Source organism: Campylobacter gracilis (assembly GCF_018374135.1).
GTDB lineage: Bacteria > Campylobacterota > Campylobacteria > Campylobacterales > Campylobacteraceae > Campylobacter_B > Campylobacter_B gracilis_A.
Map to the genome: position 1 here is coordinate 131,427 of NZ_JAHAFS010000003.1, position 14,285 is coordinate 145,711.

Sequence of the window (14,285 nt, forward strand, 5' to 3'; positions counted from 1 at the left end):
TTCAGAATTTTACAAAGCTAAGATTTGTGTCAAAAATTTTTAAACTAGAAGTGGCGACCCCTACGAGATTCGAACTCGTTTTACCGCCGTGAAAGGGCGATGTCCTAACCGTTAGACGAAGGGGCCACTTAATCTGGTATTAAGATTAAAGGCGGTATTCTACTCAAGACGCACTTAAACCCAACTTAAATTAAGGATTATTTATGAAATGCTCTTTTCTGGCGCCGCTTGCACTTTCGCTTCTACTCGCAGGCTGCGCTACCACCGCACTCAAGCCCGCTTCTACGCAAGCTGTAAATTTCACCGTCATTTCGCCGCTTACCCGCACCAGCGACGCGGGCTTTATGCGTAAATTTAAAAACCAAACCGAGGTTCAAATTTATGCAAGCGGCATCAGCGTGCTGAGCCTAGTTTTAAAAGGTGATAAAATTTGCATGAACGGCGCGTGCGACGACGAGCTCGTTTTCAATAAAAAATTCTTCGGCGCCGAGCACTACCGCGGGCTTCTCAGCCAAATCCTAGACGGCAAGCCGATCTTTGGCGGCAGCGACGCGGGAGAGCGCCGTTGCCTAGCGCAAAGCCTGCAAAAAGGCTCTATCGATTATAAGGTTTGCCGCGACAAGGACGGTGGCGGAAGATCCATAATCTTCGCCGATGCAAAGCGCGGCGTAAAAATCAAAATCCGCGAGCTGTAGTAAAATTTTACGCGGCGGGTGTTTGTAAGCGCGCGAAACACTATTCCACAGGCGGCGCGAGCAAATCGCGAACGAGTAAAATTCTCGCGGCGAGGCGCCTTGTAAACGCGCGGGAATACTGCTCTCTAGCAGCCGCCCAAAACACGGCGCGAGCGGTCAAAATTCCATTACTCGGCGGGGTAGCCGCCCAAGCTGCGCAAACGGCGCGATTTTATTGGCACTCTGCGCCGGCTCTTCGCGGTGAAATTTACTAAGCAGCGCGTATGTGCGAAAGAAAAAGCGCGCATTTAAATTTAAAAAATCCGCGCGCAGCTCGGGTTTATGAAATTTTTCCGCGCGGCGTAAAATAAAATTTAGGAGGTAAAATGAAGCGGATCGGAGCGCACGTGAGTGCTAGCGGCGGGGTTTCCAGCGCGCCGCTAAATGCCGCAAGGATCGGGGCGGACGCGTTTGCGATGTTCGTCAAAAATCAGCGCAGATGGGATGCGCCGCCGCTTAGCGCGGAGGAGACCATTGCGTTTAAGGACGCACTGAAGCAAAGCGGCATCCGCGCGGAGCATGTCTTGGTGCACGACAGCTACCTCATAAATTTGGGCCATCCGCGCGAGGTGGAGCGCGAGAAGTCCCTAAACGCCTTCGTGGACGAGATCCGCCGCTGCGAGGCGCTCGGGCTCAGGCTGCTAAATTTTCATCCGGGCTCGCATCTAAATGAAATTTCAGCTCAAAAGTGTCTGGATAATATCGTAGAGTCACTAAATTTCGCCATCGCAAACACCTCCTGCGTCAAGCTCGTGCTCGAAAACACCGCCGGTCAGGGCTCCAATCTCGGCTATGATTTCACTCAGCTTGCTTACGTGATCGATAAAATTTCAAACAAAGATCGCATCGGCGTCTGTATCGACACCTGTCACGCGTTCGCCGCAGGATACGATCTGCGCAGCCCGCAGGCCTATGAGCGCACGATGATCGAGTTTGACCGCGCGATCGGCTATAAATTTTTAAGCGGCATGCACCTTAACGACACGAAAAACGAGCTTGGCGTGCGCAAAGATCGGCACGAGAGCCTCGGGCGCGGATTTTTGGGACTAGCGGCGTTTGAAAACATCATGAACGACCCGAACATCGACGAGATCCCGCTGATTTTAGAAACGATTGACGATAGCCTCTGGGAAGAGGAGATCGCGCTTTTGCGCAGTATGCAAGGGCGCCACAAAGCCTAATCGGGCGCCTTTTGCGCCACGTAGAATTTATCTCATTTCGCTTTAAAGTGGCGCCAGCGATAAGAACCTTTATGCCGTGCATTTACGTCGCTGGATTTATAACTTAAATTTAACAAGCAAAATAGCGAGGATTGCGCGTTAAGAATGCCGCGTCAAAAAAGGCGCGAAATTCTACGACGAAAATACATCGTCATAGCAAAAGAGCAAAAATTTTTATTGCAAAATCGCAGCGGCGCAGCAGAGATGAAAAATTTTACACTGCATAATTAAAATTTTCAAGCAAGATTTTTAAAGCGATGCGGTGGCAAATTTTAAAATTTTATCGCTACGATATTTCAAGGCTCGGCGCCAAATTCAAAGCTCTAGGAATTTTAAAATTCTAAATTCCACATCAAAAAATTAACGCGAAGCTTTATATTTGCGACTGCGTAAATTCCAACCTCACAATTCTACTTTCGTCCGATCCGTGCAGAGGCGCAAGCACATAAGGCTTCGTAATCCTAACTTAAAATTCTGCTGCGTACCAATCCACGCTTTTGGCACTCCTTTTATTTGTGATAGCCGCGTCTTTACTTTAGCGCTTTGCTCGCGTTAAAATCTATGCAGGATCCGTGTAAATTTACGTTAAATTCTGCTATAAAAGCGTTCGATTAGTTTAAAATTTTATCATTGAGTTTAGTGGCTACCGCCGCGATTTAAATTTAGGTGCGGAGGAATTTTAAGCCGTAGCCGACGCGTATTGTACCGGCTGCAGCTCGGCGCGCTATTTTAGCAGCTCATACATATCGCAGGATTTTTGCCAAATATTCTTCAACTCCGTCATAATTGGGAAGATCAAGATAGGAACTATTTTTGCCTGAATTACAAGCTTTCTTGTAATATTGCGCGGCTTTACTTTTATCTTTTTCGATATAATGGTTAAAAAACGCAAAATTGTAGCAATTCAGTAATTCGCCTGCTATGTCGCAACCTTTTTTATAATAAACCTGCTGTCTTACCGCATCCATTTTAACGCCATCTCCATTGCCGTACATCTCTGCCAACATAGCGCATGCTAGTCCATTTCCTCTGTCGCAAGCTTTGTCATAATAAATTACCGCTTTTGATATATCTTTTTCGACTCCGTCTCCGTCCTTATACATGGCCCCTAATAATGCGCAATCAAGAGCGTCTCCGGAGTCGCATTTTTTTTCAAAATACTCGACGGCTTTTTTTGGATCTTCTTGCATCATTACGCCCGAGACTCCGAGACAACCGAGCTTATTTCCGCCGTTACAAGCCTTTTCAAATAGTTTTAGCTTTTTTGCGTTATCCTTACATTGCAATCCTGCCTCGGCGCAAGATTTCATATTGCCGTCATTACACTCTTTTTCTGCAGTCGCAAGCTCGGACGCGCCGAATGCAAAGCAAGCGGCGAGCGCCAACGCAAATAGCGATTTTTTCATTTAGTATCCTTTCCGGGTAAAATTTGGCTAATTCTACCCCCCCCCCCCCCCCTGAGAAATTGATTAAATTTGCCGCGAATTTTAACGAGGCGGCGAGAACTTAACGGTCGCAGATCCGCCAAGCCCGCTCAAAATTTAAATTTTACCTGGATTGAGCTATAATCCCTTTTTTAAAATTTAACCTTGGATAAAGATTTGAAAATAGCGTTTTTTGACTCGGGCATCGGCGGGCTGAGCGTGCTAGCCGAGGCTCTGCGGCGGTTTAGCGGGGCGGAGTTTTTGTATTTTGCCGACGAGGACCACGTCCCATATGGCACGAAAAGTAGGGTCGAGATCGTACGCCTTAGCCTTGATGCGGTGGGTTTTTTGGTCGAGCGCGGCGCGGATGGGGTCGTCGTCGCATGCAACACCGCCACGAGCGCGGCTATCTCGGAGCTTCGCGGCGCATTTAACGTACCCGTCATCGGTATGGAGCCCGCCGTCAAGCTCGCTGCGGACAGCTTCGGAGCGCGCCCGACGCTGCTCATCGCCACGCCGCTAACGATCGCGGGCGAGAAGCTCGCACGCCTCGTGGGGCGGCTGGAGTGCGAGACGTGGAGTCTGCCGCTGCCACGCCTCGTGGAGTTTGCGCAGGATCTGGAGTTTGACTCGCCCGCGGTTCGGGCGTATCTGCGGGAGGAGCTAGCTAAATTTGAGCTTGAGCGCCTCGGTTCGCTCGTACTTGGTTGCACGCATTTTAACTATTTCAAGGATGTTTTGCGCGAAATTTTGCCGTCTCACGTGCGCATCATCGACGGCATCGACGGCACGCTAAATCGCCTTGCAAGCGAGCTGGGCGGAGGGCTAAGGCTTGCGCGCGGCGAGGATTTGCCCTCGCAGGGGACTAAATTTAACGTGGACGGCGAGAGCATAAAAGGCAAGAACAAGCGGGGCGTAGAAGGTCGCGATAATAGCGGCGGTGGGCGCGACACAGGAAGTTGCGGCGAGAGCAAGCCCGATATGATAGAGCAAGGTATGAGCGGACTTCGTGCAGTGTCGTGCGGCGCCAGAGAAAACGGCGCAGTGGAGTATGATGAGTTTTCTAACGCGGATGAGCGCGGCTTCGGCGTGGATACCTCGCGCTACGTAAAATCGCAGGTTTGTGCGGATAAATTTGACGCAGACGGTGATATAAAATTTAGCGCAAATTCGCAAACGGGCGAACTTGATGCCCGCGAGCGCGACGGCAGGCTGGCAGGCGATGCGCACAGCGTAGAGCAGTGCGACGAAGACAAACGCCACATGTCGCCGCGCGCCATAGATGCGAATTCGCAGCTCAAGCTTTATTCTCGAGGCGGCGCGAATTTGTCCTTGGAATTTGAGCCGCGAAGCGAAGAGGCGGGTATTTCGCGAGTGAATTATCCAAACGGCAACAGCGTGGAGTATTTTTGCTCGGGCAGGGCGCTAGATGCAGCACAGCTACGCAAGGTGGAGATATTTTTAAAGCGGCTCGATGCGATGCGAGCAATCGACTAGGCTACGCGTCCGTGCGTCGTAGATCCGTAGTGCAGGTTGGAATTCTAGTGCGTCATAAATCACGTCAAATTAAAATTCCTGTTCATCGCGGATCGCACTACGCGACTTAAAATTTTAGATACGTGGTGCTCTGCGCAAGTTAAAAATTTTGATGCGTTATAAATCGTAGCGCAGACTCAAAATCGCGCCACATAGACTAAAATTTCGGCGCGCTAAAAAATTTAACTCGGCTTGATGATTTAGAAGCGGCTTCGCGCGGCGCGCGAACAATAGCGCCTAGCCGTCGTCCGGCGCGCGAAAGTTAAAATTTTACGGGGCAAATGCTGCCTTCCGCCGCCTGGCACGTAAATTTAAAATTTAACGTACAACGCCGCCGTACGACTTGAAGCAGCATAGCGCGAGAAAGACGCCGTCGCTTCTTTAAATTTAATAGCGTAAGTCGAGATCGCTGTTTGCAGGAGTAACCTCGCGCCGCACGAGCTGTCGCCGCAGATTTGAAATTTTAAATTTAGACTAGGGTACGGATAAAGTGGGCGCGCAAGGTTAAAATTTAGTGCGCCACGCAAACCGCCGCCGAGAGAAATTTAGTCTAGCCACGCGGCGTAAATTTTAAAATGATTATTTCAAGGCGCCGCGAAGCTCACAAGTCTTTTTTGCGGTAGCCAAAAGCTCGCAGGCTTTAAAATTTGAAATTCTAAAATCCGTAAAGAAAGATTTCGCGCCGTATCATTTCGCGGGCGAGATTTATACCGCAAAATTCGGCGCTGAGCAGGGCAAATTTACTCTGCGCCGAAGGCGTAGATTTTAGTTTGAACGTGGTGCATCTGGTATTACCAGACGATTCTTGGATCTGCTCAAGAAAACAGCGTCGTGGGCATGCCTTAAATTAACAGCTTCGACACTATTTTCATCGGCTGGAACTTTCTCTTTATATTTTTCTATGATAGCCTTGGCTTCGTCTAAATGGTTCCTATAATACTCAACCGAATACGCCATACTCTTTTCCTCTACGACCGTTTTGGCGTTTACGCAATTTTTATAGGAATTGCTTCCGTCTTTAAGGGTATTGAAATCACACTTCGCTAAAACCTCTTTGGCTTCGTCCAGATGCGCGTCGTAATACTCCTTGGTCTTTACCTCGGTATCGTCACCGCAGCCTACCAATAAAGCAGCTAACACCCCCCCCCCCAGAGGAACATTTTATGATTTTTCATTTCATTCTCCTTGTTTTAAATTTTACCCCGTATTTTACTATCCGTTTACTTTAAAAATTTTAAATTGCAGGCGCACGCGCCGTTTTAACGCGGCTCGTTAAAATTCTGCTTTTAAAATTTGCTCGCGCTTTTTGAAATTTCGTTTTAAAATTTTAACTAGCGCGACGAAATTTTGCGGAGTGAAATTCCGCGAGCCAGATTAGAATTTCGCCCAGCAGAATTCCACATCGCTGCGGAATTCAAAATTTAAAAGCAAATTTAAATTTGCGGGAGCTACTCCTCTATCTTTTTACCTGCAAACCGTACAAGCGCCCACGTAACGGCAAGTCCCATCGGCAGCGCGATCCAGACGCTAAGTCCTAGCGCTACGGGAAGATAGCCCGCCACTACGGCGATCGCGCCGACGGATAGAGCGTAAGGCATCTGCGTCTTTACGTGCTCGATATGATCGCAGCCCGCGCCCATCGACGAAAGGATCGTGGTGTCCGAAATCGGCGAGCAGTGATCGCCGAAAATCGCGCCCGTAAGTACGCCAGAGATATTTACGATCATATAGGCGTGAAGCGCATCGCCCGAAAGCCCGTAGTGAAGTCCTACGGCGTTTGCCAAAGGTATGGCTAGCGGCATTAGAATCCCCATCGTGCCGTAACTCGTGCCCGTCGAAAAGCTAATGAACGAGCCCAGCACGAAAATCGCTACCGGAAGCAAGAATTTCGGCGTGTTTTGGCTTAGCATATCGACTAGATAGCGCGACGTGCCGAGCTCTTTGATGACTGAGCTGAGCGACCAGGCAAGCAGCAAGATCACGATCGTAACGATCATCGTCTTCCACCCCTTGATCCACGTAGAGATCGCCTCTCTGACGTCAAAAATTTTGCGGTAAACGCTCATAAATATAGACACGACCGTAGCAAGAAGCGCCGCTTGAAAAAGCGCGACCGACGAGTTTGCGTTGCCGAACGTCGCCTGAAGCGTCGTAAAGCTTAGCGGAGCGGCTTTTGCGGCCACGAGAGCATCGCCCTCAAGCTTGCTTAGCCCACTAAAATAAAAGCTCGCAAACGCACCGCAGATTAGCACTATAAGCGGGATAACGGCGTTTGAAGCCTGCGGCTTGATCCCCTCTTTGGGCTCTAGCGTTTTATCTTCGAGCTCGGCGATGTTAGAATTTTTAGAATGAATTTCGCCGCTCGCCGCGCGCCTTTCGGCAGAGAGCATCGGCCCGAAATCCCTGCGCATAAACGCTACGTAAACTACGAAAGCGAGCATGAAAAGATTGTAGAAGCGATACGGCATGGTCTGCACGAAGATCGAAAAGGCGTTTACGTTTTGCACGCCGATCTGATCATATCCCGCTCTTATCAGAGAGACTTCAAGACCTACCCAGGTAGAAATTAGCGCGATGCCCGCAATCGGCGCGGCGGTAGCGTCGATGATGAAGGCGAGCTTTTCGCGGCTGACTCTAAATTTATCGGTGATCGGCCGCATAACGGGGCCTACGATCAGAGCATTTGCGTAGTCGTCGAAAAATACGAAAAGACCCATAATCCATGTTGAAATTTGCGCCGAGATACCCGTTTTAGCGCGCTTGCTAATCCAAAGCGCCACTGCTTTCGTGCCGCCCGTCCTGCTAATCAGCGCGACCACGCCGCCGATACAAAGTACCTGCAAAAGCACGCCCGCGTTGCCTCTGCTGGCCATCGAGCCCACCACGCGCGAGACCAGATCCGTAAAGCTGCCCACAAGCGCGGAGATCGGATTATTGCCGACGACAGCAAGCATATAGGTGCCGCTAAAAACGCCGATGAAAAGCGACAGGATTACCTCTTTGGTGATAAAGGCAAGCGCGATCGCCACGACGGGCGGCACCAGCGTCCAGATGCCGAAAAGCTCGGCATTATGCTGCCTGGTCGCGTCATCCACCGCAAACGCGGCAGCCGATAAAAACATTAGTAATAGAATTTTTTTCATTTTCTCGCCTTAAAATTTAATGCTTCTCGATAAAAAGCCCGGCCCAGCTCTGCTGCGTCGCCATCGCCTCAATCACATTGATATTTACGCGACGGGGCATCGCTAGGCAGCTTAGCACGATCTGCGCGATGTCCTCGGGTAGGATCGCATCGACCCCCTCATACACGGCGGCGGCGCGCGCTACGTCGCCTTTAAAGCGCACCTCGCTAAACTCGCTCTTGCAGATACCCGGCGCGATCTCCGTCACGCGGATGCCGGTGCCGCGCAGGTCGTTGCGGATATTGCGGCTAAACTGCTTGATAAACGCCTTGCTCGCGCCGTAAACATGGCTACCCGGATAGGGCCACGCGCCCGCAGTCGAGCCGAGATTGAAGATATAGCCGCTTTTGCGCGCGATCATCAGCGGCAGCACCGCTTTGGTCGAATACAGCACGCCTTTGATATTCGTATCGACCATCGTCTCCAAATCCTCTACGGGTGTCTGCGCGATCCCCTCAAGCCCGAGCGCAAGCCCTGCGTTATTTACCAGCACCTCGACGTCTTTGAAATTTTCAGGCAGCGCGCTTACGGCATCAAATACCGCAGCTTTATCGCGAATATCCGCGGCGATAATGTGCGTGTTGCCAAGCTCGCTCGCTAGCTTTTGCAGCCGATCCTTGCGGCGCCCGAGTGCTATGATCTTATAGCCCTGCGCGCTAAGCGCCCTAGCGATCGCCTCGCCAAAGCCGCTCGTAGCGCCCGTGATGAATGCCGTATTTTTCATATGATCCCCTTTGCGTAAAATTTTAAATTTAACGCAATGATAACGCAAAACGGATTTAGAATTTATGAAATTTGTTCTTGCGGCGCGGGCGTGGATGAAATAATACGAAGGCATTAGCAGGTTCTCTTGCGCATGAGCTCGCGATCGGCAGCGGATTCGGCGAGCGCACGGCTAAATTTAAAATTTTGCGCCGTTCGTTTGTCGCGGTTTGCTATAATCACTTAAATTTAGGAAAAAGGCAAATGAGCAAATTTATACGATTTATCCTCGTTAGTATCTGTGTTTGCGCCACTTATGCGGGTCTAAAACATGCTTTTATACTCTTTATCACGTGGCTCATGTTTAGTGGGGTATATTTTGACGGGCCGGGTGCACTGCTCGCCATACCGCTCACGTTTCTAAGCTCATCGGTTATATTTGATTATTATTGTATTGCGCTGGGCTCTCATCTGCTCTTTTTATCACTACTTAAAGGGCGCGACGTGAAAACGCGATGGATTTTGCCTTTATTTTTTCTCATAACGCTCGCGTTTTGTAGTTTTTGCGTCTTAATCGGGCACGAAGATTATCAGCGCATAAACGCGCTTTTTGCACTCTTGCTTATCTCTCCTTTTACGCTCATCGCATATGCCATCGTTACGACCGTAATCCTTGCCAAAAATAAAATTTCGGATTATTATCCGATCCTAGTCGCGATAATTTTTGTGCCTATTCATGCCGCCAGCATAGGGATATGGGGATTAGAACGGATATATTTTGGAGTATTTCTAAACGCGACAATACTGGGGATTTTTTATTTCACGGCGAAAATCGGGCGCGTAAATTTGATCGCACACAGACCCGTACTCGACAAAACGCAAAATTCTAAAGACCGCGTTACCAAAACGATACAAAGCAGCGCGACATTTTTAAACGACGATATTTTAAAGAAGCGCTAAATTTTATCCTTTTTAGGAATTCTAAATAACGCTTTCGTCGCGTGCTACAAGCTTATCTGCTTCCCGATAGATCTGTGCTTTACCGACAAAACCTTCAAAAACTGCGCCGTTTTGCTTCTTGATATATTGACGTCGCTATTTGATCAAATTTAGATCCAGCGCGATCTTATCATTTTTGATCACGCCGATCCCCTTATTTAGCACGTTTTGCGCGATCTGCTTAGCTTCAGCTAGCGAGTGCATCGCGAAGGTGCCGCACCGAAATTTATTCAGCTCAGCGATGCCCTCTTGAGGATACGCCTAAAATATTTTTATGCTTACGTTCCACGCCGTCGCGACGGTAAAGCTTGGTTTAAATAGCAACCACCCCAATAAAATTTCATCTGCTCCTCATAAAGCTTTTTACGTTTTTCGATTTAGAATTTGGGTTGTGAGAATTCCATTCATCGTTTACGAATACTCAGAATAAATATTGTGGCTATTTTATACGTGTAGGGCAAGATAAAATTTGTAATTCTCAGGCGCAGCAAAATCAGCACGCCCCGTTTTACAAATGGCAAAATAAGGCGCGCTGAAATCGGCTCTAACTTGAGATTTTATTTAAAAAGCAAATCGGACTTTAGCTTGGAATAAACCTGCTCGCCTTTTAGCTCGCGGACGATTTGCAGTGCGAATTCCATCGCAGTAGCGGGACCTTTCGAAGTCATTATATTTTGATCTTTTACGACATTCGCCGAATTCGTATAGCCTGGGTGAGCAATCTGATTTTCAAAGCCTGGATAACAAGTGTAAGAGCTTTTTAGCACACCCGCGATAGCTAGCGCCCACGGAGCGGCACATATTGCGCCAATTTTTGTGTTATTTGCATCAAAGTCGCGTAGGATCTTACCGAGCTTCTCGCTTTTGGCTAAATTCTCTGCACCGGGCAAACCCCCTGGCAAAACGATCATAGAAAATTCAGACACCTTAATATCATCCAAAATTTCATCCGCCACAAGCTCGATGCCGTGCGTACCGCGGACGCATTTTTTCTCTAACCCCACGGCTAGAGCATCAATATCTGCACGTCTTAAAATATCAATGATGCTTATCGCCTCAAGCTCCTCGAATCCGTTAGCTAAAACTACAGCAATTTTCATCGCATACCCCTTATTTTAGATACGAGCCCTGCTCGCTAGGGGCAGTCGAAATTTCAGTGTTGCCACTAGCACGAGATGGACTATCGTATAAGAATTCATCGTCGCCTTTTAGATAGCCGATGATATAGCCAACTTCTTCAGCGGTGGTTTTGGCAGCGATAGGCTGCATAATATACTTCATCTTTTTGCCATATTGCCCGTCGGAGGTGTAGCTTGAGATCGCGATTGCAATCTCCTTCGCGCTTAGATCTTTTAGCTTACGAGAGCTGCCATAGGCGCGCTTCTGTCCTTCTGAGCCGTGGCAAGAAGCACAGTTAGCATCGTAGATTACCTTACCTTTTTCCTTGATATAGTTGATGTTACGATTTATTTTTGTGCCAGCGCCGACAATATTGCCTTTGGCGTTAGAAGTATTTTTATAGATATTTACGGTTACATTTTCATCTTTAGAATGCTTTTCGATCAGGGATTTTAGCTCTTTGGCAAACTCACCTTTGGCTTCGAATACATACGTGTCATCATTTGCTTTATCCGCGGCATTTAAACTAAAGGCAAAAAAACATGCTAAAAAAGAAATTTTAAAAATTTTCATAGAAAACCTTGATTTAGAATTTAAAAAGGGCGAAGCAAAAGCTTCGCCCTAATTTTACCCGTATAAGGTAAATAATTAGAAGCTGTATTTAGCCTCGAATCTAATGCGATCTTTTTTCTCATCGCGATCTGTGCCATAAGCATCATCAATTTTATAGTGAGAATACCAAGTTTTGAAACTTAGCTTTTCATTATATTTATAAGAAATTCTACCTACTACCTCATATGCATTATCACCATCTGCTTTACCGTCTAGGTAATCAGCGCCGATTCTGATGCCAGTATCAGGGATGGTATAGCCTGCTACTACATACCAGTAGTGATTTTCGCCAGTAAAATTCCTATAATCTAGCAACTCCTGACCCGGGCTGATGAAAGAGCCTTGATCTTCAAAGGATACAAAAGAAACTTTATCTTTATCATCAGGTTCAAATTTTAAATAACCTGCAGCCAAATCAACACCGAAGAAACCCGCATTAGCCTCTGCAGCCCAGAAGTCTGCATCGCTAGCACCTGCATCTTTATAATCGCCGTCGAAATCAGAGAATGCGTACTGACCTTTTACACCGAGATTGAAATCATCGGAGATATCAAAGTTTAGAGCTAGTTCTGCAGCGAAAAGCTGTGCAACATCCTCTAGAGCGTTATACCATAGCTGGAAAGATACCGGATCGTATGAGCCCATAAATCCTATACCGTATAAGTTATGATCAGTAGTTAATTTACCATCTACTCTAGCCCACTTAAGGCTTGAAATATCGCCATCATTCTCTAAAGAATCCATCCAAAAGCCGCTAATTGTCAAGCCCTCGATATCGGTGCTAGTAATCTTAACACCATCTCCATACATATCATCGGTAAAGAACGAACCTATGCCCTGGCGACCAACTGCGATCGTAGTACCACCGATAGTATATCCCAAATAAGCCTTAGCAATATCGAAATCGGAATCTTTGTCGCTTGGATTTTGTTTACCGTGATATTGGCTATTTGAAGAAGATAATGTTTCTCCGTTATCTCTATCTAGAAATCTAACGCCAACTACACCAAAGAAGTTGTCATCGATTTTAGCCTTAAAGTCTACTTCAGATTTGAATTCCCACTTACTAGAATTTTCGCCTTTTACATAGGCACCTTGATCATTCTCGCCAGATACCTTATCGTGGGTATATCGCATACGAGCGTATCCGTTTAGATCCACGTCCTTGATAGCTTCCTCTAACGGAACAGCACTTGCACTCATAGCAAGAGCACCTGCAGCGACTGCTGCCGCTAAACTAAGTTTAACTAGTTTCATTTTGAACTCCTTTAAAAGTTTGTAAGCGCAATAGTAGCACAAAATGACAAATTATATGCTTAAAATATGCTGAAAAATACTAAAATTTTACCAAATTATTACCGAGCATTTACCGAAAATCCAAATTTAACGGGCATAAAAAAAGCGAGACCCACACAGGTCTCGCCGATTATTGAAAGGAGTTCTAATTTCGATGTGGGGATTATATCAGGCTGCGGTAAACAGACGGCAACACCTCTTTCGTGCGGGAGAAATTTGATAAAATTTTACGATACAAAATTTTATGAATGAAATTTCAAGACACAAAATTTGCAAAGCGTGGGTTATAAAAATATTTACGCGACATCTTATCAGCGGAGAATACGGCACTGAAAACAAGCAGTACGCGAAAAATCGCGAGAAAGAAAATTTATAAGAATTCCGCCAATTAAAAATTTTAGCCCAGCTTGTATTTCTACAATATAGAATTTTGCGGACAAAATAGCGCCACGCAGTAAGAAATCTTAAGTACGAAGCAAGCGAATAGTAAATGCTAACCGAGCCATAGAAGCAAGATGCGCAGCGCAGAATTTCGTGAAATATAAAATTTATGCAGGCAATCGTATAAAGAATCAGCGGACTTTAAAGCGCAAGCAAATCGCGCCAGCCCGCTAGATTAAAAACAGAAACCATTTTGCCTTCATAAGAGTAGAGAACAAACACAAAAGCGTTTCACAAATTAAAAGCAGGCGCACTTACCTTAAAGAGCGCAGCGGCTAAAATCGCATAGGATTAAAAGCTAATATTTTCGCTCTCAGGTACAGCAATAGCGTCGTTTTTATGCATTTGTTTGGTCTCGATTTTGCCGATATCATAAGCGCGCGGAGCAACGGAACCCGCCTTACGCGAGATGATTCGCATATCGGTGATAGCGCCTGAAGCGGTACTTATGTAGGCAGTATCTCCTGCAGCCGCATAATATCTGCTTGCGCGAGCGGTGTAGAGCTCGCCGCTGGATAGGTCTTTGAACGTATATATGTAAGCTGTGGAGCTTTGGCGAGTGTAGTTTACGATCTCGGATTTTAGCGAGCGTAAGTTGCCTGCAGGCGTCGGAGCGGTGCTTACGGCGCAGCCTACGAAGCCAAGAGCCAAAAGTGCAGAAAATATGAAATTTTTCATTCAGTATCCTTCATTTGTAAAACTTGAACTTTTAGAGTAGTAGGTTTGGGCTTAAAGTTTGCTTTTTTTGAGGGGCACCGGAGCGGAATTTAAAGAGATCTCTCGGCGTTAGGCGAAGCGAGAATGCGCTTTTGACGATTTTTCTATATAAATGGAGCAAAATTTAGCGACAATCGCGAGCGAGACTTGGTAGTCGCGTCTAAATCAAACACGGCAGAACTTTAGCTTCTTTTACTCGGCTAGCTTGCATCAGCACTCTTTGCGGCGCTGACTGCGATATTTGCAAAAATAGGGCTTGAAGGGATCAACTCCCACTTTGCGACTTTTATCCGCACGATCATC

At 47.1% G+C, this 14,285-nt stretch carries 12 protein-coding genes, 1 tRNA gene and 1 pseudogene; 5 read left to right on the forward strand and 9 right to left on the reverse strand.

Annotated features, from left to right (window positions below; genetic code table 11):
• Positions 1–51: 51 nt before the first annotated feature.
• Positions 52–126, reverse strand: a tRNA-Glu gene (locus KH703_RS02500).
• A gap of 77 nt (positions 127–203) precedes the next feature.
• Here KH703_RS02500 and KH703_RS02505 point away from each other — a divergent pair.
• Positions 204–695, forward strand: coding sequence for a hypothetical protein (locus tag KH703_RS02505; protein ID WP_304293839.1), 492 nt, complete (start codon positions 204–206; stop codon positions 693–695).
• A gap of 365 nt (positions 696–1,060) precedes the next feature.
• Complete coding sequence (nfo, locus tag KH703_RS02510; protein WP_304293840.1) at positions 1,061–1,915, forward strand: deoxyribonuclease IV; 855 nt, start codon at positions 1,061–1,063, stop codon at positions 1,913–1,915.
• Between the two features lie 776 nt (positions 1,916–2,691).
• Here nfo and KH703_RS02515 read toward each other — a convergent pair.
• A complete protein-coding gene (locus tag KH703_RS02515) occupies positions 2,692–3,360 on the reverse strand; it encodes a tetratricopeptide repeat protein (protein WP_304293842.1) in 669 nt (222 codons plus the stop codon).
• A 195-nt stretch (positions 3,361–3,555) separates the two neighbouring features.
• Here KH703_RS02515 and murI point away from each other — a divergent pair, with 195 nt between their 5' ends.
• A complete protein-coding gene (gene murI / locus KH703_RS02520) occupies positions 3,556–4,875 on the forward strand; it encodes a glutamate racemase (protein WP_304293844.1) in 1,320 nt (439 codons plus the stop codon).
• 804 nt (positions 4,876–5,679) lie between these two features.
• Here murI and KH703_RS02525 read toward each other — a convergent pair.
• The 3 genes from KH703_RS02525 to KH703_RS02535 form a co-directional block, all read right to left on the reverse strand.
• Entirely contained in the window at positions 5,680–6,054 is a 375-nt protein-coding gene (locus tag KH703_RS02525) for an EexN family lipoprotein (protein WP_304293845.1), read from the reverse strand.
• Between the two features lie 308 nt (positions 6,055–6,362).
• Positions 6,363–8,057: a Na+/H+ antiporter NhaC family protein gene (locus KH703_RS02530; RefSeq protein ID WP_304293846.1), complete on the reverse strand. Its 1,695-nt coding sequence runs from the start codon at positions 8,055–8,057 to the stop codon at positions 6,363–6,365.
• 16 nt (positions 8,058–8,073) lie between these two features.
• Entirely contained in the window at positions 8,074–8,820 is a 747-nt protein-coding gene (locus tag KH703_RS02535; protein ID WP_304293847.1) for an SDR family NAD(P)-dependent oxidoreductase, read from the reverse strand.
• A gap of 242 nt (positions 8,821–9,062) precedes the next feature.
• Here KH703_RS02535 and KH703_RS02540 point away from each other — a divergent pair, with 242 nt between their 5' ends.
• Positions 9,063–9,758 carry a hypothetical protein gene (locus tag KH703_RS02540; protein WP_304293849.1) on the forward strand — a complete coding sequence of 232 codons (696 nt, stop codon included), beginning with the start codon at positions 9,063–9,065 and terminating at the stop codon, positions 9,756–9,758.
• 596 nt (positions 9,759–10,354) lie between these two features.
• Here the strand turns inward: KH703_RS02540 and KH703_RS02550 are convergent.
• The 4 genes from KH703_RS02550 to KH703_RS02565 all read right to left on the reverse strand — a co-directional run bounded on the left by KH703_RS02550 (position 10,355) and on the right by KH703_RS02565 (position 13,943).
• Positions 10,355–10,897, reverse strand: a complete 543-nt coding sequence (locus KH703_RS02550; RefSeq protein ID WP_304293851.1) for a DJ-1 family glyoxalase III — start codon at positions 10,895–10,897, stop codon at positions 10,355–10,357.
• Positions 10,898–10,907: 10 nt separating this feature from the next.
• Positions 10,908–11,489, reverse strand: a complete 582-nt coding sequence (locus KH703_RS02555; protein ID WP_304293853.1) for a cytochrome c — start codon at positions 11,487–11,489, stop codon at positions 10,908–10,910.
• Positions 11,490–11,564: 75 nt separating this feature from the next.
• Positions 11,565–12,785, reverse strand: coding sequence for an OprD family outer membrane porin (locus tag KH703_RS02560; protein WP_304293855.1), 1,221 nt, complete (start codon positions 12,783–12,785; stop codon positions 11,565–11,567).
• A 771-nt stretch (positions 12,786–13,556) separates the two neighbouring features.
• Positions 13,557–13,943, reverse strand: a complete 387-nt coding sequence (locus KH703_RS02565) for a hypothetical protein (protein WP_304293857.1) — start codon at positions 13,941–13,943, stop codon at positions 13,557–13,559.
• Positions 13,944–14,210: 267 nt separating this feature from the next.
• On the opposite strand from KH703_RS02565, the pseudogene KH703_RS02570 reads away from it, so the two are divergent.
• Positions 14,211–14,285, forward strand: a pseudogene (locus tag KH703_RS02570) (EamA family transporter); the annotation flags it as partial.

Bases quoted from the DNA above. Each gene is read 5' to 3' on its own strand.
- KH703_RS02540 (WP_304293849.1), top strand. From the start codon at position 9,063: ATGAGCAAATTTATACGATTTATCCTCGTTAGTATCTGTGTTTGCGCC.
- KH703_RS02555 (WP_304293853.1), bottom strand. From the start codon at position 11,489: ATGAAAATTTTTAAAATTTCTTTTTTAGCATGTTTTTTTGCCTTTAGT.
- KH703_RS02505 (WP_304293839.1), top strand. From the start codon at position 204: ATGAAATGCTCTTTTCTGGCGCCGCTTGCACTTTCGCTTCTACTCGCA.
- KH703_RS02515 (WP_304293842.1), bottom strand. From the start codon at position 3,360: ATGAAAAAATCGCTATTTGCGTTGGCGCTCGCCGCTTGCTTTGCATTC.
- nfo (WP_304293840.1), top strand. From the start codon at position 1,061: ATGAAGCGGATCGGAGCGCACGTGAGTGCTAGCGGCGGGGTTTCCAGC.
- KH703_RS02530 (WP_304293846.1), bottom strand. From the start codon at position 8,057: ATGAAAAAAATTCTATTACTAATGTTTTTATCGGCTGCCGCGTTTGCG.
- KH703_RS02535 (WP_304293847.1), bottom strand. From the start codon at position 8,820: ATGAAAAATACGGCATTCATCACGGGCGCTACGAGCGGCTTTGGCGAG.
- KH703_RS02550 (WP_304293851.1), bottom strand. From the start codon at position 10,897: ATGAAAATTGCTGTAGTTTTAGCTAACGGATTCGAGGAGCTTGAGGCG.
- KH703_RS02565 (WP_304293857.1), bottom strand. From the start codon at position 13,943: ATGAAAAATTTCATATTTTCTGCACTTTTGGCTCTTGGCTTCGTAGGC.
- KH703_RS02560 (WP_304293855.1), bottom strand. From the start codon at position 12,785: ATGAAACTAGTTAAACTTAGTTTAGCGGCAGCAGTCGCTGCAGGTGCT.